22 protein-coding genes and 1 pseudogene are annotated in these 21,780 nt (G+C 68.2%); 16 read left to right on the top strand and 7 right to left on the bottom strand.

Features of this window, described 5'->3' with window-relative positions; all coding sequences use genetic code 11:
- Window positions 1-57: 57 nt before the first annotated feature.
- Together AB4850_RS04340 and AB4850_RS04335 are read left to right on the top strand one after the other, a co-directional pair.
- Window positions 58-693: a TetR/AcrR family transcriptional regulator gene (locus AB4850_RS04340; protein WP_414441372.1), complete on the top strand. Its 636-nt coding sequence runs from the start codon at window positions 58-60 to the stop codon at window positions 691-693.
- A 180-nt stretch (window positions 694-873) separates the two neighbouring features.
- Complete coding sequence (locus AB4850_RS04335; protein WP_414441371.1) at window positions 874-1,479, top strand: nucleotidyltransferase family protein; 606 nt, start codon at window positions 874-876, stop codon at window positions 1,477-1,479.
- A gap of 84 nt (window positions 1,480-1,563) precedes the next feature.
- On the opposite strand, the gene AB4850_RS04330 is transcribed toward AB4850_RS04335, so the two are convergent.
- Window positions 1,564-2,544, bottom strand: coding sequence for an SMP-30/gluconolactonase/LRE family protein (locus tag AB4850_RS04330; RefSeq protein ID WP_414441370.1), 981 nt, complete (start codon window positions 2,542-2,544; stop codon window positions 1,564-1,566).
- A gap of 235 nt (window positions 2,545-2,779) precedes the next feature.
- Here AB4850_RS04330 and AB4850_RS04325 point away from each other — a divergent pair, with 235 nt between their 5' ends.
- The 5 genes and pseudogenes from AB4850_RS04325 (at window position 2,780) to AB4850_RS04305 (ending at window position 6,102) form a co-directional block, all read left to right on the top strand.
- Window positions 2,780-3,436 (top strand): DsbA family oxidoreductase, encoded by a 657-nt coding sequence (locus AB4850_RS04325; protein ID WP_414441369.1) that lies wholly within the window; start codon window positions 2,780-2,782, stop codon window positions 3,434-3,436.
- 136 nt (window positions 3,437-3,572) lie between these two features.
- Window positions 3,573-4,280, top strand: coding sequence for a GNAT family N-acetyltransferase (locus tag AB4850_RS04320; RefSeq protein ID WP_414441368.1), 708 nt, complete (start codon window positions 3,573-3,575; stop codon window positions 4,278-4,280).
- A gap of 159 nt (window positions 4,281-4,439) precedes the next feature.
- Window positions 4,440-4,757, top strand: a complete 318-nt coding sequence (locus tag AB4850_RS04315; RefSeq protein ID WP_414441367.1) for a helix-turn-helix domain-containing protein — start codon at window positions 4,440-4,442, stop codon at window positions 4,755-4,757.
- Window positions 4,754-5,001: pseudogene (locus tag AB4850_RS04310) on the top strand (HipA N-terminal domain-containing protein); the annotation flags it as partial. The gene AB4850_RS04315 and the pseudogene AB4850_RS04310, both read left to right, overlap by 4 nt.
- A 21-nt stretch (window positions 5,002-5,022) precedes the next feature.
- On the top strand, window positions 5,023-6,102 hold the full coding sequence (locus AB4850_RS04305) for a HipA domain-containing protein (RefSeq protein ID WP_414441958.1): 1,080 nt from the start codon (window positions 5,023-5,025) through the stop codon (window positions 6,100-6,102).
- 7 nt (window positions 6,103-6,109) lie between these two features.
- Here AB4850_RS04305 and AB4850_RS04300 read toward each other — a convergent pair whose 3' ends face one another.
- Together AB4850_RS04300 and AB4850_RS04295 are read right to left on the bottom strand one after the other, a co-directional pair.
- Window positions 6,110-7,594 carry an ATP-binding protein gene (locus tag AB4850_RS04300; RefSeq protein WP_414441366.1) on the bottom strand — a complete coding sequence of 495 codons (1,485 nt, stop codon included), beginning with the start codon at window positions 7,592-7,594 and terminating at the stop codon, window positions 6,110-6,112.
- On the bottom strand, window positions 7,594-8,331 hold the full coding sequence (locus tag AB4850_RS04295) for a response regulator transcription factor (protein ID WP_414441365.1): 738 nt from the start codon (window positions 8,329-8,331) through the stop codon (window positions 7,594-7,596). The genes AB4850_RS04300 and AB4850_RS04295 overlap by 1 nt, the downstream gene beginning before the upstream one ends.
- Window positions 8,332-8,642: 311 nt before the next feature.
- Between AB4850_RS04295 and msrB the strand changes: the two genes are divergently transcribed.
- The 3 genes from msrB (at window position 8,643) to msrA (ending at window position 12,052) form a co-directional block, all read left to right on the top strand.
- Window positions 8,643-9,146, top strand: coding sequence for a peptide-methionine (R)-S-oxide reductase MsrB (gene msrB / locus AB4850_RS04290; protein WP_414441364.1), 504 nt, complete (start codon window positions 8,643-8,645; stop codon window positions 9,144-9,146).
- Between the two features lie 30 nt (window positions 9,147-9,176).
- Complete coding sequence (locus tag AB4850_RS04285) at window positions 9,177-11,231, top strand: cytochrome c biogenesis protein DipZ (protein WP_414441363.1); 2,055 nt, start codon at window positions 9,177-9,179, stop codon at window positions 11,229-11,231.
- Between the two features lie 65 nt (window positions 11,232-11,296).
- A complete protein-coding gene (gene msrA / locus AB4850_RS04280; protein ID WP_414441362.1) occupies window positions 11,297-12,052 on the top strand; it encodes a peptide-methionine (S)-S-oxide reductase MsrA in 756 nt (251 codons plus the stop codon).
- 55 nt (window positions 12,053-12,107) lie between these two features.
- On the opposite strand, the gene blaOXA is transcribed toward msrA, so the two are convergent.
- Window positions 12,108-12,941: a class D beta-lactamase gene (gene blaOXA / locus AB4850_RS04275; RefSeq protein ID WP_414441957.1), complete on the bottom strand. Its 834-nt coding sequence runs from the start codon at window positions 12,939-12,941 to the stop codon at window positions 12,108-12,110.
- 194 nt (window positions 12,942-13,135) lie between these two features.
- On the bottom strand, window positions 13,136-13,636 hold the full coding sequence (locus AB4850_RS04270; protein WP_414441361.1) for a methylated-DNA--[protein]-cysteine S-methyltransferase: 501 nt from the start codon (window positions 13,634-13,636) through the stop codon (window positions 13,136-13,138).
- A 216-nt stretch (window positions 13,637-13,852) separates the two neighbouring features.
- On the opposite strand from AB4850_RS04270, the gene AB4850_RS04265 reads away from it, so the two are divergent.
- From AB4850_RS04265 to AB4850_RS04250, 4 genes are all read left to right on the top strand, one after another.
- The gene (locus AB4850_RS04265; protein WP_414441360.1) at window positions 13,853-14,413 is read left to right on the top strand and encodes a DUF4337 domain-containing protein; all 561 of its coding nucleotides are present in this window, start codon (window positions 13,853-13,855) and stop codon (window positions 14,411-14,413) included.
- Between the two features lie 380 nt (window positions 14,414-14,793).
- Window positions 14,794-15,528, top strand: coding sequence for an SDR family oxidoreductase (locus tag AB4850_RS04260; RefSeq protein ID WP_414441359.1), 735 nt, complete (start codon window positions 14,794-14,796; stop codon window positions 15,526-15,528).
- Between the two features lie 58 nt (window positions 15,529-15,586).
- Window positions 15,587-16,435, top strand: a complete 849-nt coding sequence (locus tag AB4850_RS04255; RefSeq protein ID WP_414441358.1) for a fumarylacetoacetate hydrolase family protein — start codon at window positions 15,587-15,589, stop codon at window positions 16,433-16,435.
- 132 nt (window positions 16,436-16,567) lie between these two features.
- Window positions 16,568-17,335, top strand: a complete 768-nt coding sequence (locus AB4850_RS04250; RefSeq protein WP_414441357.1) for a FadR/GntR family transcriptional regulator — start codon at window positions 16,568-16,570, stop codon at window positions 17,333-17,335.
- A gap of 48 nt (window positions 17,336-17,383) precedes the next feature.
- Here AB4850_RS04250 and AB4850_RS04245 read toward each other — a convergent pair whose 3' ends face one another.
- Complete coding sequence (locus AB4850_RS04245) at window positions 17,384-19,168, bottom strand: IlvD/Edd family dehydratase (protein ID WP_414441356.1); 1,785 nt, start codon at window positions 19,166-19,168, stop codon at window positions 17,384-17,386.
- 494 nt (window positions 19,169-19,662) lie between these two features.
- Between AB4850_RS04245 and AB4850_RS04240 the strand changes: the two genes are divergently transcribed.
- Together AB4850_RS04240 and AB4850_RS04235 are read left to right on the top strand one after the other, a co-directional pair.
- Window positions 19,663-20,046, top strand: a complete 384-nt coding sequence (locus tag AB4850_RS04240) for a hypothetical protein (RefSeq protein WP_414441355.1) — start codon at window positions 19,663-19,665, stop codon at window positions 20,044-20,046.
- 167 nt (window positions 20,047-20,213) lie between these two features.
- Window positions 20,214-21,095 carry a hypothetical protein gene (locus AB4850_RS04235; RefSeq protein WP_414441354.1) on the top strand — a complete coding sequence of 294 codons (882 nt, stop codon included), beginning with the start codon at window positions 20,214-20,216 and terminating at the stop codon, window positions 21,093-21,095.
- A 74-nt stretch (window positions 21,096-21,169) separates the two neighbouring features.
- Here the strand turns inward: AB4850_RS04235 and AB4850_RS04230 are convergent, their stop codons facing one another.
- Window positions 21,170-21,616 (bottom strand): hypothetical protein, encoded by a 447-nt coding sequence (locus tag AB4850_RS04230; protein WP_414441956.1) that lies wholly within the window; start codon window positions 21,614-21,616, stop codon window positions 21,170-21,172.
- Window positions 21,617-21,780: the final 164 nt, after the last annotated feature.

The raw sequence follows: 21,780 nt of genomic DNA, 5'->3' as shown, positions 1-21,780 counted from the left end.
ACTCGCTAGTGTAGTTTGTTTCCGGGAAAAGTAAACCGGGCAGTGTAAAATTCGCCCATGGACTCCAATGCTTCCCCGACCCGCCTGACCGACCGCAAGCGCGCCGCCATCGTCGGCGCGGCGATCGACGAATTCCTGTCGGCCGGCTACGACGCCACCAGCATGGATCGCATCGCCGCCAGCGCGCAGGTGTCGAAGCGCACCGTCTACAACCACTTCCCGAGCAAGGAGGCGCTGTTCGCGGCGATCCTGCACCGGCTGTGGGATTCGACGCGCGCCGGCGACGCGCCCGTCTATCGCACCGACGCGCCGCTGCGCGGCCAGTTGATCGAACTGCTGATGCGCAAGCTGCGCCTGCTCAGCGACGACACGTTCCTGTCGCTGGTGCGCGTGGCGATCGCCGCCGCGATCCATTCGCCCGAACGGGCACGCGAGATGGTGTCGCGGCTCGGCGAGCGCGAGGAGGATCTCGGCGCGTGGATTCGCGCGGCCGCGGCCGACGGGCGCTTGAGCGTGGATGACCCGCGTTTCGCATCGGAGCAGTTGCAGGGGCTCGTGAAATCGTTCGCGTTCTGGCCGCAGGTGGCGATGGGCCAGCCGGCCGTCGCCGGCCCGCCGCAGCGCGTGCTGGCCGAATCGGCCGCCGACATGTTCCTGGCGCGCTACGCGCGGGGGGATGCCGGGCGGGATTGATGCGCGGCGTCGCGGTTCAGTGGGCCACGGCTTGTGGTGCGAGATGCGTGGCTTGTGGCTCGCGCTTTTCGGCTTTTCGGCTTTTCGGCTCGCGGCTCGCGGCTCGCGGCTCGCGGCTTGTAGTTCACGCCGCCCGCCCGCACAATCGCCGTCACGGCTCACCCGCTCACGGCCTTGCTCATGGTTGATCTGCATTCCTCGCGATTTGTCGGCGTGCTGCTGGCCGCCGGCCTAGGCACCCGTTTCGACCCTTCCGGACAGGACAGCAAGCTGCTCGCCGCCCTGCCCGACGGCACGCCCGTAGCGCTGGCCGCCGCGCGCCGGCTGCGCGCCGTGATTCCCGATGTGATCGCCGTGGTGCGCCCCGGCGCGGACGTGCTGGCCGAGCGGCTCGCGATCGTCGGTTGCCGCGTGCTGGTGGCCGGCGAGGCCGTGCAGGGCATGGGCGCGAGCCTGGCTGCCGCTGTACGCACCGAGCGTGACGCCGCCGGCTGGATCGTCGCGCTCGGTGACATGCCGTGGATCGCGCCCGCCTCGATCCGCGCCGTGGCCAGCGAGCTGGCCAGCGGCCGCGCCACCATTGCCGCGCCGTGGTTCGACGGCCAGCGCGGCCATCCGGTCGGCTTCGCGGCCGTGCATCGCGACGCGCTGGCCGCGCTCGACGGCGATGCCGGGGCACGCGCACTGCTGGTCGCGCACGAGGTGGCGCGGGTCGAGGTGGACGATCCCGGCGTGTTGCGCGACGTCGATACGCGCGACGACCTGGCCGCGCCGCCGGGCGCCTGACGCGTTCAGCAGACGCCGCTCAACCGAAACCGCGCCGGGCCGAGTCGACCAACCAGGCGTCGTGAACGCCCGCCCCCACCGCGTTCAGCGCTTGCCGCCCAGCGGAAACCGCGCCTCCGGCAAGCCGCGATACCCGGTCGCCGCGACAAACACCCCGCCCGCGTGCGGATCGTCGCGCAACGCCGCCGCATCGAGCCCTTCGCGCGCGCTCGTCACGTACAAGGTGTTCCAGCCCTCCCCCTCGTCGGGCCCCTCGCTCGCCCGCTCGGGCGCCGGCCCCAGCGACGGGCAGCTCGGCTGCGCGGTCGGCACCACGATGCGATCCGTCTCCACGCCGTTCTCGTCGTAGCGCACCACGCGCGCGCCGCCCCATTGCGCGTTCCACAGGCCGCCGGCCGCGTCGACGGTGGAGCCGTCCGGGCCGCCGGTCGGATCGGCCAGCGCCACGAACGGCCGCACGTTCGCCACCGGGCCGTCGGCGCGGTAGTCGCACACCATGATCTGGCGCGTGGGCGTGTCGCAGAAATACATGCGCGTGCCGTCCGGCGAGAACGCGATGCTGTTGGCGATCGCCGCCGGCGGCAGCGCGAGCCGTTCGAGCGAGCGGTCGGCGTTCAGGCGATAGAAGCCGGTGGACGCCTCCAGCGGCTCGTGCTCGTCCTTCATGCCGAACACGAGGTTGCCGGCGCGGTCGCAGCGGCCGTCGTTGATGCGCGAACGCTCGCCCGGCTCGACCTCGACCAGCCGCTCGAAACGGCCGCTGCGCAGGTCGAACAGCGCCAGATGCGTGGCCAGCCCCACCACCAGCACGTCCGGGTCGTCGCTCAGCGCGAAGCAGCCGAGCCGCTCGGGCATCGCCCAGCTTTCGGTGTCCTGCGCCGCGCCGGGGCGGTGACGCCACAGGCGCGCGCCTTCGATATCGGTCCAGTAGAACGCGTGCGTCAGCCCGCACCAGGTGGCGCATTCGCCGAGCACGTGGCGGCTGTCCGCCAGCAGCGTCGCGGCCGGCGCGCCGGCGGATCGGATCGGGTCGTTCGAGGCATTGAGGGCGTTCGGATCGGTCATCGGATGAGGTGAAATCTCGGATCGGAAATCGGAAAAAGGAAAACGCCGCGCGGCGGCGCGGCCGTTCCGCTCTGATACACGGTCCGGCCCGGAAACGCAAAACGGCGCGCGCGCGGCCCAGATAGTGAGCGGCCGCGGGCCATCCACCCACGCACCCACCCGTGCCGCGGCCGGCAACGCCGGACGATTCGCGCTAACCTGTCGGGCCTCACGCATTGACCGCAGGATTTCCGCCATGTCCCAACAAGCCCTGACCATCGATTTCGTCTCCGACGTCGCCTGCCCGTGGTGCGCGGTCGGCCTGTCCTCGCTGCTGCTCGCGCTGGAGCGCATCGGCGACGACGCCCGGGTGCAGATCCGCATGCATCCGTTCGAGCTGAACCCGGACATGAAGCCGGAAGGCGAATCGATCGTCGGCTATCTCGGCAAGAAATACGGCCGCACGCCCGAGCAGATCGCCGAATCGCAGGAGATGCTGCGCGAGCGCGGCGCGGCGGTGGGCTTCACGTTCGGCAAGCGCGAATATGTCTACAACACGTTCGACGCGCACCGCCTGCTGCACTGGGCCGGGCTCGAAGGCCGCCAACTGGAGCTGAAGCTCGCGCTGCTGCGCGCGTATCACGGCGAAGGCCAAGCCACCAACGATCCCGACGTGCTGGTGGCCGCCGCGCAATCGGCCGGGCTGGACGCCGAGCGCGCCCGCGCCGTGCTGGCCGGCGGCGACTACGCCGACGAGGTGCGCGCGGCCGAGCGCGAATCGCAATCGATCGGCATCACGTCGGTGCCGTCGATCATCTTCAACGAACGCTATCTGGTGACGGGCGGCCAGCCGGTCGAGGCGTTCGAAGGCGCGATCCGCCAGATCCTCGAGGAAAGCGCCAAGCCGGCCTGAACGCCGCCGGCCGTGCCGCACGCGCCGCACTGCGAGGCGTGCGTGGCACCATCGTTTCCGGTGCGGCTGGACCTTTTCAAAGAGCCAGGGCCTCTCTACAGTGAGCGGATTCTGCCACTCACTGCCCGGAGAAACGATGTCCGACCGCACCAACGAATACGGCCAACCGATCGGCGCTGCCGTCGAAGGCTGGACGCCCCGCCCGCTGCCCGCCGCCGTCACGCTCGAAGGCCGCTACTGCCGCCTGGAGCCGCTCGACGCGGCGCGCCACGCCGACGATCTCGCCGCCGCCTACCTGTCCGCCGACGACGGCCGCGACTGGACCTACCTGTTCGTCGGCCCGTTCGCCTCGGCCGCCGAATTCCGCCGCTACGCGGAAACCGCCGAACGCAGCACCGACCCGCGCCACTACGCCGTGATCGACCGCGCCAGCGGCCGCGCGGTCGGCACGCTGGCGCTGATGCGCCAGGACCCGGTGCACGGCGCGATCGAGGTGGGCAGCGTGACGTTCTCGCCGAAGCTCAAGCAAACACCGCTGTCCACCGAGGCGCAGTACCTGCTGATGGCCTACGTGTTCGACCAGCTCAACTACCGCCGCTACGAATGGAAGTGCGACAGCCTGAACGCGCCGTCGCGGCGCGCGGCCGAGCGGCTCGGCTTCGAATTCGAGGGGATTTTCCGGCAGGCGGTGGTCTACAAGGGACGTGCGCGCGATACGGCGTGGTACTCGATCGTCGATACGGAATGGCCGCGCTTGAAGCAGGCGTTCGCGGCGTGGCTCGCGCCGGAGAATTTCGATGAGCAGGGGCGGCAGAAGGTGGGGCTGGCGGGGTTGCGGGGGTGAGGCGGCAAACGACACGGGAATTGCGGGGAAAACGCATCCATATTTCTCAAATATGGAAACTTAGAGAGCCAACTTAAGATTCGATCTATAATTTCCATATTCGAGAAATATTTTGATCTCAAGCAACCGAGATCTCTTTGTTTTCATATATGGTTAATTATGGCCCGCCATCTTCCCAAACCTGTCGTCACCAGCCCGCTCGCGGCCGATCTGGTCGCGCTCGGCAACGTCGTGCGCAATCGACGCCGTGAGCAATCGATGCGCATCGACGATGCTGCCGCCTTGCTGGGTGTCTCCACGGCAATGCTGTCGCGAATGGAAAACGGCATTCCGGTCGGTTCCGACCGAATGTTCCGCGTACTCGACGGCCTCGGCCTGAATCTGTTCGCCATTCCGAAATCGGAAACGCCGAAAGTCTTCCACGCTCTGCAGCAGCACGACATCCCAGGCTCGTCAGCGGAAGGCGGGCACGCATGAGTCGCCAGCTCATCGTCGCGACGGATACCGGCATAGTCGGCCAACTCGAGTTCGAGTCGCACGACGAGCGCTTCCTGTTCCGGTACGACGACGCATGGCTGGCACGCGCCGACGCATTCCCGCTTTCCCCCACATTCCGCTCGGCCCCCACGCTCCGGCATCGGGCGTCATGCAACGCTTCCTGTCTAATCTTCTGCCGGAAGGGCGTGCGCTCGATGTCGCCTCGGTCGTCAATCAGATTTCGAAAGACAACGTATTCGGGCTGGTGCATGTGTTGGGCAGAGAGCCAGTCGGTGGCCTCGGTTTCCTGCCCGTTGCCGATGATGGCGCCGCACCGGTACAGAGTCGGGAAGCCGTGCGGCGCGCGATCCCTCATGCCGAACTGAGCGAGCGCATCCGCGATCGCGACACGATCCCGTTCCCGGTTTGGGACCGCAAGGTCCGGCTCTCGGTCGCGGGCTATCAGGACAAGCTGCAAGTGCTGATCGAGGGCGAACACATTGCGCTCGCCGATGGCGCACTGAGTTCCACCCATCTCCTCAAGCCGGAATCACGCAATATGTCGACGCCGCACATGGTGGCGAACGAGCATTTCTGCATGACGCTCGCCGCGCGGATGGGCCTGCCCGTGGCGCCCGTCTCGCTGTGGCGGATTCCGGAGCCGCTGCTGCTCGTCGAACGCTTCGATCGCAGCGTGATGCGCGATCCGACCACGGGCCTCGTGCATACCGTACGCCGTTTGCATGTGATCGATGCGTGCCAGGCACTCGACGCCCCCGTGTCCTATAAATACGAGCGCAATTTCGGCAACAACGAGAGTGTCGCCAATATCCGCGAAGGCGTGAGCTTTGCAACGTTGTTCCCGTTGGCGCGGCAATGCGAAGATCCGGCGCACGCGCGTGCCCTGCTCGTCCGGTGGGCGATGTTCCATCTGCTGATCGGCAACAGCGACGCGCATGGCAAGAATCTGTCGTTCTTCATGCGCCGCTCGGGGCTGGCGCCCGCGCCGTTCTACGACCTCGTATCGGTGAATGTCTATGGCGCCGGCGTCGAACAGGACATGGCCATGGGTTACGGCGACGCATTTCGCATCGATGACGTGACGGCGTTTGCACTCGCCGATTTCGCGCAGCGCACCGGCATCCCCGCGAGCTATCTGTCGCGCGACCTGCGGCGCATGGCCGACAGCGCGATGAACGCCGCCGCGGAACTGGCCGGCTCCGATATGTATATCGGCGAAGAGCGCATGCTCGTGCGGGAAATCGCCGGCTTCGTCACACGCCAGGCTCAACACCTGCAACACGTGGCGCCGATGATTCCCGCCGCGTTCAAGTCTCTGCTCTAACGCCCCCTCACCGCCCCGCCGCCCGCAACGCGAACTCGAACACCGCCCCGCCGCGCGGCTCGTCCACCAGCCGCGCCTCGCTGCCGTGCAGTTGCAGCATCCGCTGCACCAGCAGCAGCCCCAGCCCGCCGCGATGCGAATCGCCCGAGGCCACTTCCCACGACCCCACCGGCCGCCGGAACAGCGATTCGCGCAGCCCCGGCGGCACGCCCGGGCCGGTATCGCGCACCGTGACCACCACCGCGCCGTCGTGCGCCGCCAGCTCGACGGCCACATGCCCGCCCTCCGGCGTGTGCCGCAGCGCGTTGTCGAGCAGATTGGTCAGCACCCGCTCGATCATCCCGAAATCGGCATGCACGTTCGGCAGGCGCGGCTCGATCCGCGCGTCGAGCGTCACGTCGCGCGCCTTCGCGCCCAGCTCGAACTTGGCGAACACGTCCTGCACCAGATCGGCCAGCGAGCCGTCCTCCAGCGCCGGCTGCACGAGCCCCGATTCGAGCCGCGCCAATTCGAACAATGCGCGCGCCAGGCGCCCCACCTTGCCGCTCTGCGCCAGCGCGATCGCGAGGTAACGCTCGCGATCGGCCGCATCGAGCGTCGCGCCCTTCATGGCCAGCGCTTCCAGATAGCCGTGCAGCGAGGTCAGCGGCGTGCGCAGGTCGTGCGACAGGTTCGCGATCAGCTCGCGGCGCTGCTGGTCCTGCTGCTTCAGCTCGCGCCATTGCTCGCCGATCCGGTCGGACATCTGCGCGAACGCGGTTTCGAGCACGGCGATCTCGTCGCGCGCGCCGGCCACCGACACATGCGGCAGCGACGGCTGCGCGTCGGGCTCGCCGTTGGCGTCGAAGCGGCGGATCGCGTCGGTGAAACGGCGCAGCGGCCGCGTGATCAGCCCGAACGCGGTCAGCCCCGCCAGCAGCCCGAGCAGCGCCACCAGCGCGATCGACCACAGCGTGGTGCGCAGCACCGAGCTGGCCGCGACGCGCGCCGCCAGCTCGTCGTGCGCCTCGCCGAGCAGCACCACGTAGATATAGCCGGACGGCGGATGCCCCGGCATCTGCAGCGGCGCGGCGCTGAACACCTTGCGCGCGTCGAGGCTGCGCGGATCGTCGCCGAGGATCGGCAGCGGCTGGCCGTCGAGGAAGCGCTTGACCGGCGCGAGATCGACGCGCTCGCGCTTGACGCGGCCCGGCGGCGCGTCGTCGCCGCGAATCCGGCCGGCGTTGTCGAGCAGATACACCTCGACGCTCGGGTTCACGCCCATCAGTTGCCCGAACAGCTTGCGCACGGCGTCGGGCCGCAGCCCGTTGTCGTCCATCAGCGAGGCGCTCAGCGCGATATGCCCGGCCAGATCGTGCGAGAGCCGCTGCACGACTTCCTTCTCGTGCATGTCGCTGGCGCGGATCTGGATCCACGCGGACGCGCCGCAGCAGGCCAGCAGCAGCACCGAGAACACCACCGCGAGGCGTTGCGTGAGGGTCAGGCGGCGCATCAGGCGTCCTTGCCGTCGGCGCTGGGCGCCACGCCCGGCGCGACCAGCTTGTAGCCGCGCCCCCAGACGGTGAGGATTCGCGCCGGCTGGGCCGGGTCGGCTTCGATCTTGGCGCGCAGCCGGTTGATATGGGTGTTGACGGTGTGCTCGTAGCCCTCGTGCTGATACCCCCACACGGCGTTGAGCAGGTCGGTGCGCGAGAACGCCTTGCCGGGATGGCGCGCGAAGTGATACAGCAGGTCGAATTCGCGCGGGGTCAGGTCGATCGCGGTGCCGTCCACGGCGGCCTCGCGCGTGAGCGGATCGAGCGCCAGGCCGCCCACGTCCACCCGCCCGGCGTCGGGCCGCGCATCGCGCGACAGCGCCTCGACGCGCCGCAGCAGCGCCTTCACGCGCGCCACCAGTTCGAGCATCGAGAACGGCTTGGCGAGGTAATCGTCCGCGCCGAGTTCGAGGCCGAGGATGCGGTGCACCTCGCTCGAACGCGCGCTGATGATGATGATCGGCGTGTAGCGCTCCATCGCGCGGGCACGGCGGCAGATTTCGAGGCCGTCGACGCCCGGCAGCATCAGGTCGAGCACCAGCGCGTCCCAATGGCCCTGTTCGAGACGGCGCAGGCCGTCGTCGCCGTTGGCGCAGTGCACCACCTCGTAGCGCTCGTCGCGCAGGTGCAGCGCGAGCACGTTGGCGATGTCGGCATCGTCTTCGACGATCAGGATGCGTTTTTGTGGATCCATGGGCAGGGAAGTCGGGCAAGCCGCGCCGGGCGGGCACGGCGGATGCAGCATGAAAAGGCGGCGAACCGGCGCAGCGCGGATAAAACCGACGCAACCACGGCATCGGCCGCCGCCGCCGCGCCGCCGGCAGGACGATTCTCGCGCATCGGCGCGGCCGAGTCGTCACGGTTTCGTGAACATTCCGTCCACGGCCGCCGTCGCCGTCGCCGTCGCCGAATTATCACGAAAACTTTAACTTTCCGTGAGGACTTCGCGACCGTCCCGTCATTACGATGAGCGGCATGTCATCCCCCGTCCGACAGGAGTCCAACATGACCAGCCGCCGACGTTTCCTGCTGACCGGCGCCGCATTCGCCGGCGCCGTGGCCGCCCTCACGCGCAACGGCGTGTTCGCGCAACAACCGCCGAAGCTCGCCGCACCGGCCGAACTGACGCTTTCCGACGCCGAATGGCGCAAGCGCCTGACGCCCGCCCAGTATTCCGTGTTGCGCGAGGCGGGCACCGAACGCCCGTACAGCAACCCGCTCAACGACGAGCACCGCTCGGGCACGTTCTCGTGCGCCGGTTGCGCGCTGCCGGTGTTCTCGTCGGCCACCAAGTTCGACAGCCACACCGGCTGGCCGAGCTTCTGGTCGCCGCTCGACCACGCCGTGGTGACCGACACCGACACCTCGTTCGGCATGGTCCGCACCGAAGTGCACTGCCGCCGCTGCGCGGGCCACCTCGGCCACGTGTTCGACGACGGCCCGAAGCCCACCGGCCTGCGCTACTGCATGAACGGCACGGCGATGACGTTCCGCCCCTCGTCGGCCTGAGCGCCGCCCCTCCCCGAAGGACATTCCATCATGTTGCTCGTCATCCTCGCCTATCTCGGCGGCGTGCTCACGATCCTGAGCCCCTGCATCCTGCCGGTGCTGCCGTTCGTGTTCGCCCGCGCCGACAAGCCGTTCATGCGCAACGCGCTGCCGCTGCTGGCCGGCATGGCCGTGACATTCGCGGGCGTCGCGACGCTGGCCGCCGTGGGCGGCGGCTGGATCGCCCAGGCCAACGAGGCCGGTCGCTGGCTCGCCATCGCGCTGGTCGGCGTGTTCGGCCTGACGCTGCTGTTCCCGCGCCTGGCCGACCATCTGACCCGGCCGCTGGTGGCGCTCGGCAACCGCCTGACCGGCGTGGCCTCCACCGCCAACGACGGGCGCGGCAGCATCGGCGCGTCGCTGCTGCTCGGCGTGGCCACCGGCCTGCTGTGGGCGCCGTGCGCCGGCCCGATCCTCGGCCTGGTGCTGACCGGCGCGGCGTTGCGCGGCGCGAGCGTCGGCACCACGCTGCTGCTGGCCGCCTATGCGGCCGGCGCGGCCACCTCGCTGGCGGCCGCGCTGCTGATCGGCGGCAAGCTGTTCTCGGCGATGAAGCGCTCGCTCGGCGCGGGCGAATGGATTCGCCGCGGGCTCGGCGTGGCGATGCTCGGCGGCGTGGGCGCGATCGCGCTCGGCCTCGATACGGGCGTGCTGACGCAGGTGTCGACGGTCGCCACCGGCGGCCTCGAACAATCGCTGGTGGATCGGCTCGCACCGCGCAAGACGCCGGGGCAGACGCCCGGCGATGCGGGCGGGCCGGCGATGATGGCTTCGGGTGATGCGATGCGTGCGGCTGCCGGTGACGGCAATGGGCCTTCGATGATGGCTTCCGGCGACGCCATGCGTGCCGCGGCCGGCGCGAACAATAGCCCTTCGATGATGGCCTCCGGTGACGCCATGCGCGCCGCGGCCGGAGCAGGCAACGGCCCGTCGATGATGGCTTCCGGCGACGCCATGCGTGCCGCCGCGAACCACACCGCCCCCGACGCCAACCCCAACGCGATGATGTCGGCCGCCACGACCGCCGCCCGCCACGACGCGGCGATGTTGCGCGTCTCCGCGCCGGCGCTGCCGGTCGAGGGCGAGGCGCCGTCGCTGGCCGGCGCGACCCAGTGGCTCAACTCGCCGCCGCTGACCAACGCGTCGCTGCGCGGCAAGGTCGTGCTGGTCGATTTTTGGACCTACTCGTGCATCAACTGCCTGCGCACGCTGCCGTACGTCAAGGCCTGGGCGCGCAAGTACCAGAACGACGGGCTGGTGGTGATCGGCGTGCATGCGCCGGAATTCGCCTTCGAGCGCAATATCGACAACGTCAAGAAAGCCAGCCACGACCTCGGCGTGACCTACCCCGTGGCGATCGATAACGGCTATTCGATCTGGCGGGCGTTCAACAACGAATACTGGCCGGCGCACTACTTCATCGACGCGCAAGGCCGCGTGCGCTACCACCACTTCGGCGAAGGCGACTACGCGCAATCGGAACGCGCGATCCAGCAACTGCTGGTCGAGGCGGGCCACCCCGACGCGGCGCAGGTGCCGCTCGGCCTCGAAGGCGCCGCCGCCAGCGGCGCGCAGGCCGCCGCGGACAGCGCCGACATGCGTTCGCCGGAAACCTACGTGGGCTACGCACGCGCCGACAACTTCGTGTCGCCCGGCGGCCAGTTGCACGACCGCGAGCACGACTACGCCCCGCCCGCGCAGCCCGGCCTCGACGATTGGGGCCTGGCCGGCGCCTGGACGGTCGGCAACGAGCAGGCCACGCTCGCCAAGCCGGGCGGCCGGATCGTCTACCGCTTCCACGCCCGCGACCTGCACCTGGTGCTCGGCCCGGGCAAGAACGGCGCGCCGGTGCGCTTTCGCGTGACGGTCGACGGCACCGCGCCGGGCGCGTCGCACGGCGCCGACGTGGATGCCGACGGCGTCGGCGTGGTCAAGGGCCAGCGCCTGTATCAACTGATTCGCCAGACCGGCCCGGTCGCCGATCACACGTTCTCGATCGAATTCCTCGACCCGGGCGTGCAGGCCTTCGCCTTCACGTTCGGTTGAGCGCCGCACCGCTTTCCCATCCGCTACACGACGTTCGCCATTCGACATTGCAAGGAGTCCGCATCATGAAAACGACCCGCTCCGCCGCCGCGCCCCGCTCGCGGCTCCGACTGATCGCCCGCGTTGCCGGCAGCGTTGCCGCGGTCGGCGCGGTGGCCGCCGCCGCGTTCGGCTGGCAGCCGGCCGCGCTGGCCGACAGCGCCAAGCCGCTGCCCGCGCCGACGCTCGACGAGAAGCCCGCCGCCGGGCACACCGAAACCGCCGTGTTCTCGGGCGGCTGCTTCTGGGGTGTGCAGGGGGTGTTCGAGCACGTCGCCGGCGTCAAGCAGGTGGCCGCCGGTTATGCGGGCGGCGCGGCCGCCACCGCGCAGTACGAAACCGTCAGCGAGGGCGACACCGGCCATGCGGAATCGGTGCGGATCGTCTACGACCCGGCGCAGGTCAGCTACGGCCGGCTGCTGCAGATCTTCTTCTCGGTCGCGCACGATCCGACCGAGCTGAACCGCCAGGGCCCCGACACCGGCACGCAATACCGCTCGGCGATCTTCCCGGCCGACGCGCAGCAGCAGTCGATCGCCACCGCCTACATCGCGCAACTGACGAGCGCGCACACGTTCTCGTCGCCGATCGTCACGAAGATCGAGACGGGCAAGCAGTTCTATCCGGCCGAGGGCTATCACCAGGATTTCCTCGTCAACCATCCCGACTATCCGTACATCGTCGTCAACGATCTGCCGAAAGTGGCCGCGCTGAAATCGCAGTATCCGAAGTGGTATGTGACCGCGCCGGTGCTGTACGCGAAGAACGGCGGCGGCGCGTAAGCGCCGGAGGCGGTGCGATGCGCGGCGGCTCAAGCCGCGCGCATCGCGCCGGGGCTTATTGAGCGGCTGCCGCCGGTTGCTGCGACGCCAGCGCCGGCAACGCCGCCAGCATCGCGTCGCGCGCGCGGAACCCGGCCGGCGTGTCGTGCCCCGCATCGTCCTGGATCAGCCGTGCAAACACCACTTTTCGCGTGCCGAGCGTCGCCCAGCCGACGAACCAGCCGTAGGCGTGCGCGCGATCGAACCGGCCGTCGTCGCCGGGCGAACTCGTGCCGGTCTTGCCGTGCACGACCCAGCCGCCCGGCTGCGCGTCGATGCGCGTGATGCGCTCGGTCATGTCGAACGCCTGCGCGCTGACCGGCAACGTGCGATTGACGATGCCGCGCAGGAAGGCGACCTGCTCGACCGGCGAGATCCGCAGCGTGCCGGCATTCCACGCGCCACGCATGCCGCTGAATTCGCCGGGGCCGAGCGTCACGTCGGCGTTGCCGAAGCCGAGCCGCCGCGTGTATTGCGCGAAACGCGCCTGGCCGAGCGCCTCGGTGATCCGTTGCGAATACCAGAACACCGAATAGCGAATCCAGCGCTCGGGATCGGTCGGCTGCTGCCAGGCCGCGCCGCCCCAGTCCGGATAACCGGCGCGAAACGGCAACTGCGGCGCGTGCGCGTTCTTCAGCACACCGGCATCGAAGCCCATCAGGCTCAACGCGATCTTGAACGTCGAGGCGGGCGTGACGCGCGCCTGACATGCATCGCCCTGCTCGGCCAGCATGGCGCCGGTGGCGGCGTCGGCCACCAGCGTGCAGAGCGTGCGGGAATCGGTATGAGCCGGCGCCGGAAGCGGCGCGGCGGCGTGGGTGACGACAGCCGCTGCCGTCGCCGCGAGCATCGCGACGACGATCGCCGTGAAGCGGTGCGTCGCGAGCCGGGCCGGTACGTGCGCCGGCCGTGAGTTGTCCTGCATGCGTGCCCTCTCTCGTCTTCGTTATGGTTTGGCGCGCGGGCCGCGGCAGGACGTTCGATCGGGAGGGATGAGCGAGCTGCGGCGTTGGCGCGCCGCGTAGTGTGCCCGATGACGTCAGGTCAGAACAACACCGGCTGACGCGCGCTCGATTCGAGCGCGAGCAGCGCGGCCTTGCGATCCTTGCCGCCCGCGAAGCCGGTCAGGTCGCCCGAGGTGCCGATCACGCGATGGCACGGCGCGACGATCGACAGCGGGTTGCGCCCGTTCGCGGCGCCCACCGCGCGCGTGGCGCGATGGTTGCCGACCTGCACGGCGATGTCCCGATAGCTGCGCGTCTCGCCGAACGGGATCGTCAGCAGCGCGTTCCACACGCGCTTCTGGAATTCGGTGCCGTGGAAGGCGATGTCGAGATCGAACGCCGTGCGCCGGCCGGCGAAATATTCGTCGAGCTGGCGGGCCGTTTCGACCAGGACCGGATGCGCGTCGTCGTCGCGCAGCGCGCCGACCTTCACGCGCGTGGGCCGGTCGTTGTCCCAGAGGATCGCGATCAGCTTGCCGTCGCGCGCGACGAGCGTCAGCTCGCCCACCGGCGACGGGATGCGTTTACACACTTGCGACATCCTGTTTCTCCTGTCCCTGCTTATGCTGTCCAATGCGTGCCAGTGTAAAGGCAAGCCGTGCATCCCACCTGCCGATGCTTGCGGTCGAATTCGCGCCGACACGGCGCGCGCGCCCGAATACGACACGTCATCAGACCCTGCCATAATGGCCGGCCCCACGTTCCGCCCGCGCCTTGCGCGGCGCTTTCATCGCTTACACGAAGCACCGGACTCACCATGTCGCACGAACACGCTCCCCACGATCACGCCGTCGAACACGCCGCCCATGCGGGCGATCCGCTCTCGCGCTGGGTGGCGGTCTTCACGGCGATCCTCGCCGCGCTGGCCAGCCTGCTCCACTACGAGGAAGGCGTCCTGCAGACCCAGGCGCTGATGTACAAGAACAATGCCGTGCTGCTGCAAAGCAAGGCCAGCGATCAATGGAATCTCTATCAGGCTCAATCGAACAAGGGCCACCTGATGGAACTGGCCGCCGAGCTGGCCGGCCCCGAGAAGCAGGCGCGCTTCAAAGAGCAGATCGACAAGTACAACGCGCGCAAGAAGGACATCGCCGAGAAGGCCAAGGCGCTCGAGCAACAGGTCGAGGAAGCGAACCGCCAGTCGGAATCGAAGGAGCATCCGCAGCACCTGTTCGGGCAGGCGCTGGCGCTGATCAGCGCGGCGATCTCGCTGGCGGCCATCACCTCGCTGACGGGCAGCCGCCGGCTGTTCGTGGTGGTCGCGCTGGCGGGGCTGGCCGGGGTGGGCGTGTCGATCACGGCGTTTCTGCATATCTGAATTCGAGCGCCGCGGCGCGTTGAAACGGCCGGGAACGGCGGGCTTCGGCTCGGGGTTCCCGGCCGTTTGTCGTTGCGGCGGCCTCTCGTATTTGGACGGACCATAAAAATATATCTTTACGATCCATCCACGGGTTTCATCCATCGCTTCCTTCCCCCTCCTGACCGAATCACGCCGCTGCTCCGGTCTTCGCCGTGCGTTTTCGAGAAAAATAAAAATCAATAAAATCAATTAGCTTGTCGTTATTTAACGCGCATCAAAGGGAAAACCCGCCCCTCCCGCCCCTCGCCTCCTCAGCCATTCGCCATTAGGATGGCGTCTGGCCCACTGGTCCGGCCAATTTTTCGCCGGGCCGCAACCGGACACGAACAGGAGACACGATGAGACTCGAAGGCAAGGTAGCCGTCGTCACGGCGGCGGGCGCAGGCATCGGGCAGGCGGCGGTGCTCGCGCTGGCCCGCGAAGGTGCGCAGGTCTGGGCGACCGACGTGAAGCCGGAACTGCTGCGCGCGTTCGAAGGCGTCGCCAACGTGCACACCGCGCCGCTCGACGTGATGAACCGCGCCGCGATCGACGCGTTCTTCGGCGGCCTGCCGCGCACCGACGTGCTGTTCAACTGCGCCGGCTTCGTCCACAACGGCACCATCCTCGAAGCCAGCGATGACGACTGGGCGTTCGCCTTCGATCTGAACGTGCGCTCGATGTTCTGGACGATCCGCGCCGCGCTGCCGTCGATGCTCGAGAACGGCGGCGGCAGCATCGTCAACATGGCCAGCGTCGCGAGCAGCATCCGCGGGCTGCCGAACCGCTTCGTCTACGGCGCGTCGAAGGCGGCCGTGATCGGCCTGACCAAGGCCGTCGCCGCCGATTACGTGCTGCAGGGCGTGCGCTGCAACGCGATCTCGCCCGGCACCGTCGACACGCCGTCGCTCGCACAGCGCATCAACGCCTACGACGACCCGGTAGCCGCGCGCGCCGCGTTCGTCGCGCGCCAGCCGATGGGCCGCATCGCGCGCGCCGAGGAAATCGCGCCGATCGTCACGTTCCTCGCCAGCGACGACGCCGCGTTCGTCACCGGCCAGACCTATTCGGTCGACGGCGGCATGACCATCTGATCCGCCGTCTCCGTTTCAACGCTCAACCCTCGACCCGATTCATCAGGAGCCCTCACCCATGAAACTCGCCCGTTATGGCCAGCCCGGCAGCGAAAAGCCGGCCCTCGTCGATCAGGACGGCAAGCTGCGCGACCTGAGCGGCGTGATCGACGACATCACGCCCGCCACGCTCGACGAGGCGACGCTCGCCAAGCTGCGCGCGCTCGACATCGCCTCGCTGCCCGTCGTCGACGGCACGCCGCGCTACGGCTGCCCGGTCGCCAACATCGGCAAATTCCTGGCGATCGGCCTGAACTACTCGGATCACGCCGCCGAATCGAACATGCCGGTGCCGAAGGAGCCGATCGTGTTCACCAAGGCCACCTCGTGCATCCAGGGGCCGAACGATCCGGTCATGCTGCCGCGCGGCTCGGAAAAGACCGACTGGGAAGTCGAACTCGGCATCGTGATCGGCCGCACGGCGCGTTATGTCGAGCGCGATCAGGCGCTCGACTACGTGGCCGGCTACGTCACGATCAACGACGTCAGCGAGCGCGAATTCCAGCTCGAACGCGGCTCGCAGTGGGACAAGGGCAAGGGTTGCGACACGTTCGGCCCGATCGGCCCGTGGCTCGTGACGCGCGACGAAGTGCCGAACGTGCAGAACCTGGCGATGTGGCTCGAAGTGAACGGCGAGCGCGTGCAGAACGGCAATACCAGCACGATGATCTTCGACGCGGCCGAACTGGTCAGCCACCTGAGCCAGTTCATGACGCTGCTGCCCGGCGACGTGATCACCACCGGCACGCCGCCCGGCGTCGGCCTGGGCATGAAGCCGCCGCGCTTCCTGGCCGCCGGCGACGTCATGAAGCTCGGTATCGAAGGCCTCGGAGAACAGCAGCAGACGGTCGTGCCGTTCAAGCTGTAAGCGTTCAGCCGCACCTTCCGCCCGCGCCCGGCGGCGGCCTCGCAAGCACGCGGCCGCCGCCGGGCGTTGTCCTATACTGTGCGCCCCGCGCGCCGGTCCGCTCGCGGGCCGCTCACACCGCCCACTCCGCCCATGCCCTTCCAACCGATCGAAACGAAACGGCTCTACAGCCAGATCGCCGCGCAGATCACCGAGCTGATCGACGCCGGCGAATTCATCGTCGGCGAACGGCTGCCGGCCGAACGCGATCTGAGCGCGCGGCTCGGCGTGAGCCGCTCGTCGCTGCGCGAGGCGCTGATCGCGCTGGAGATCGAGGGCACGGTGGAAGTGCGCAGCGGCTCGGGGATCTTCGTCAAGCAGCGCGGCGGAGCCGCGGCGATCGCGGCGCAGGCTTCGGCTTCGGCGAATGCGGTGGCGAATGCGGCAGCGGCCGCCCATGCCGGATCAACCGCGCCCGCGCCGCGCATGCACGCGGTGTCGCCGTTCGACGTGATTCGCGCGCGCGCCTATCTGGAGCCGGAAATCGCCGTGCAGGCGGTGCGTCATGCGTCCGATGCGCAGATCGAAACCGTGCTCGGCTGGCTCGGCAAGCTGCGCGGCAGCAAGGTCGGCGATCCGCAACTGAACGAATACGACCGGCAGTTCCATCTGAGTTTGGCCGAGGCATCCGGCAACAGCGCCTATGTGGTGCTGCTCGACCAGTTGTGGATTCACCGCACCACCCCGCTCTACATGACGCTCGAACAGCACTTCTTCAGCGCGCAGTGGTGGGCGGAATCGATGGAAGAGCACGAGGAAATCTACGCCGCGCTCAACGAGCGCGACGTGCGCCGCATCAGCCTCGCGATGGGGCTGCACATGCAGCATGCGGAGCAGCGGCTGGCCGGCCAGTTCAAGTAGGCCGGCCGCCACCACGGGCGTGGCGCCCGTGGCGGGGTCAGGGCAAGTTCAGTGCGAGTGGCGCGGGTTGCCGCGCGTCTCGATCACCTTCAGGTACAGCGTCGCCGGCTCCAGGCAGCCGCCCGTCGACAACTGGCCGACCGTCTGGCGATACAGCTCCTGCCACGGCGTTTGCGCGGGCGGGATCTTGAACTCCGCTGTTTCGCGGCGGCGTGCCAGTTCGGCGTCGTCCACCAGCACATCGACCTTGCGCGAATTCAGATCGACGCGAATCCGGTCGCCCGTGCGCAGCAGCGACAGCCCGCCGCCCACCGCCGCTTCCGGCGACATGTTGAGGATCGACGGGCTCGCCGACGTGCCGCTCTGACGCCCGTCGCCCATCGTCGGCAGCGACGTGATGCCCTCGCGCACCAGCGACACCGGCGGCGCCATGTTGACCACTTCCGCGCTGCCCGGATAACCGACCGTGCCCGCGCCGCGAATCACCAGGATGCAGTGCTGATCGATTTCAAGCGCCGGATCGTTGATGCGCGCGTGGTAATCCTCGGGGCCGTCGAACACGATCGCGCGCGCCTCGAACGCGTTCTCCGAGCCGGGTTCGCTCAGGTAGGTCTGGCGGAACGCCTCGCCCACCACCGACATCTTCATGATCGCGCTGTCGAAGAAGTTGCCCGACAGCACGATGAAGCCCGCGCCGTGCTTGAGCGGTTCTTCCGTACTGCGAATCACGTCGCGATCGGAGGTGGCCGAGCGATCCGCGATCTCGCCGATCGTGCCGCCCGACACCGTCAGGCAATCGCGATGCACGAGGCCCGCCTTCGACAGTTCGTGGAACACCGCCGGCACGCCGCCCGCGCGGTGGAAGCTCTCGCCAAGATAGTCGCCGGCCGGCATGCAGTTGACGATCAGCGGCACCGCTTCGCCCAGGCGCTGCCAGTCGTCGAGCGACAGTTCGACGCCGATATGGCGCGCGATCGCGATCAGATGCGGCGGGCAGTTGCTCGATGCGCCGAGCGCCGACGCGATCACGATCGCGTTCTCGAACGCCGCCTTGGTCATGATCTGCGACGGGCGCACGTCCTCGCGCACCAGATCGACGATCCGCTTGCCCGTCGCATAGGCCATCTGACCGCGCTCGCGATAGGCCGCCGGAATGCTCGCGCAGCCCGGCAGCGACATGCCGAGCGCTTCGGCCAGGCTGTTCATCGACAGCGCCGTGCCCATCGTGTTGCAGTGGCCGATCGACGGCGACGAGGCCGTGGTCAGTTCCATGAAGCCTTCGTAATCGATCTCGCCCGTCGCCAGCAGGTTGCGCGCGTGCCAGATCACCGTGCCCGAGCCGACCCGCTTGCCCTGGTGCCAGCCGTCCAGCATCGGGCCGCCCGACAGCACGATGGCCGGCATGTCGACCGTGGCGGCGGCCATCAGGCAGGCCGGCGTGGTCTTGTCGCAGCCGGTGGTCAGCACCACGCCGTCGAGCGGGAAGCCGTGCAGCACTTCGACCAGGCCGAGATAGGCCAGATTGCGGTCGAGCGCGGCCGTGGGCCGGCGGCTCTGCTCGGCCAGCGGATGCACCGGGAATTCCATCGGGATGCCTCCCGCGTCGCGGATGCCGGCCTTGGTGCGCTCCGCCAGCGCGATGTGATGGCGGTTGCAGGGCGCGAGATCGCTGCCCGTCTGCGCGATGCCGATGATCGGGCGGCCCGACTGGATTTCCTCGCGCGTGAGGCCGTAGTTCATGAAGCGCTCGACGTAGAGCGCGGTCATGTCGGCATGCGAGGGATCGTCGAACCACTCCTGGCTGCGCAGGCGGCGGGGGGGATTGTGGGGCATCGCGTTCTCCTGTCTCGATCGTTGTGACCTCGCGGGGTGGGCGGCTCGCTGGGGGCTGGGCTTGCGGCTTGCCTGTGTTGAATCCCGGCGGGCGGCTGGGGCCGCTAGTGTCTCTTCTGGGGGGCGGTTACCAAGCCGAAAGGCGGTGGGTTGCCGGGGCTTGGTTATCGGTATCCATGAGTGATGGTAGCACGGGAAATGGGCGACGGAGTAGATAGGGGCGCTGCGTCGTTTCGATCGAAACGGCCGTTATTCGAAGCGGCTTCGGCGGCCAGTCGACGCGCGCCGAGGTGGTTCGTCGCCTTCGCTGCCCCTGACGGAAGGGAATTGCTGCGGACCCCTTAAAATTGCGGCGGAGAATCTGCATTGGACTGAAGCAGCACAAACAAAGTGGATCGAGCCGCCCCACGGCCGCGGACGACACAAGCAAAATGACCGTGTGCGCTCGACAAATGGATCGAGTCGCTTCCGCCAAACCCACACCGCCCATCCGCATGCCCCGCCCCATCCCCGACCTCCCCGCCCTGAAAGCCCACCTTCACGCGCTCTTCAACGACCCGACCATCGTCTTCACCGACTACGCCCACTACGGCGTCGTCTTCGACGTGCCCGGCAAGGCCAAGGATTGCAAGGCCGCGTTGCTGACGCGCACCGACCCGTCGCTCTGGGACGGCGAGGCCGGGCACTGGTTCTATCGCTGCGAAGCGGAAAACTGGCTGCTGACGCTGCGTTCCGTGCCGCACGCCGTATGGTGCATGGCCACCGTGATGTCCCTGCATGCGAAGCACCTCGAACAATTCGAAGTCAAGCCCGAGCGGCAAGCCGACATCGACGCCGACACCGCCCGCGTCGACAAGGCGCCGCGCGAACCGGAGTAACGCTCGCGCCGTCTGGCCAGGGCGGCGTGCGCCCCGCCGACAATCGCGGAATAAAACCCGCCGCTGCGCTGTTCTGGATGCATCGACCACCCTTGTCGAGCGCTGACCGGCTTCCGGTATCGAGCCGATACCGCACGGCGTTCGCGATTTCGAGGAGCATCCAGACAATGCCATTCGTTGCCACGCCGCCGCTCGATTACTACTACTTGCACGGCTACAAGATCATGAACCAGTTCTATCGGATCATGGCCGCGCAGCCTCAGTACAAATACATGGTCGATCAGGCGCTCACCAACGGGAATAACGTTGCGTTCAACAGCGTCATCACGAAAGTGCTGATGGATCTGAAAAAAGATCCCAAAGGCTGGGAGTTGATGAAAATCGACGAACAGATGATGACCGCCATCATGCAGGATGACGCCTCCGCCGATCACCGCGAGTTGATATCGGCACTCGGGCCGGGTCCGAACGTTCCCAGCGAACGTCAAATCATGCAGGACTACCGGCAGCAAGCGGCGACCCGCTTGTCCGATCTGGTCGATTTGCTGGAAGACACCAAAGGCGCGCTCCAGGCGAGGCCGCGGCCGACCGGTTCATGGGTGATCCGCGGCGACTCGGTGGGCATGCTCGACTACCTGAAAACGCAGGGCATCGCGTTTCCGGATGTCCCGACGCCGGCCGGTCAATGCTATCGATTCGACAAGGACTGGCGAACCAATCAATTCTTCTCGACGAGCAGCGGCGATGGGCTCGCGTCGGTTGCCGGTATCTCGCTCGTGTGGATCGTGCGGATCGATCCCGCGCGAACCCAGGGGCGGATCGGCGGCGCCTATAAGTCGGAGGACGAGGTGCTGTTTCCGTACGAGGTGCCGTTTCACCTGGAATGCGGCATCGACGTGGCGTCCGAAGGCGATATCGGCAAGCTGAATCTCGCGTCGTTCAGCCAGCCCGACAACCTGCGCACGAAGCTGCTGGCCGTTTATCGGGCAAATGCATCCAGGTGGAGTGGGAACAAGGCGCGGTTTCTGGTGGCGAGGGAGACGTCTTGAAAAAATCCCGGGGTCAACGCATCGCGTCAACCCCGGGCCTCACCCATCACGAGAGCGCGAATCCGCGCTCGATCTCAATCCCAATGCCGATGCCCGCGATGCCGCCCGTGGTGCCCGCGCCCGCCGCGCCGGTAATCGTCCTCATACGAATTCGACCGCGACACGTTCCCGCCCAGCGCGGCCCCCGCACCGCCGCCCAACGCTGCCCCCACCAAGCCCCCCGACCGGCCGCCCATCGCATTGCCCGCCGCCGTGCCCGCCCCACCGCCCAACGCGCCGCCCAGGATCGCGCCGGTACGCTCGCGGCGGCTCGACGTGATCGCCCCGCCCGCGCCGCCGCCCACCGCGCCACCGATCACGGAGCCGGTGCTGCCGCCCACCGCCCCGCCCAACGCCGCGCCGGCCACGCCGCCCAGCGCGCCGCCGAGCGCATTGTTCAGGTCGCCGCGCGCAAAGGCCGGCATCGAAGCGGCAACGCCGAGGGCCGCAACCGCGACGAGTTTGATCAGTGTGTTCGCCATCATGGACACCTTTTGTCAGTTGAAGTGTTGCGTGAACAGGGAATGGCACGAAGTCTAGCCAAAACATCGAAAGGTTTATGTAACCAGTCGATTGGTTGTCCGTAAGACCTGTAACCAAGCAATTCGGCGCACGCCCGGCGCTCAATTCCACTCCCCGCTCGCAC

It is taken from the genome of Burkholderia sp. 22PA0106, assembly GCF_047497155.1.
Taxonomy (GTDB): Bacteria; Pseudomonadota; Gammaproteobacteria; order Burkholderiales; family Burkholderiaceae; genus Burkholderia.
Note: the sequence above shows the minus strand (reverse complement) of the source record. Positions and strands in the feature narration are given on the sequence as shown.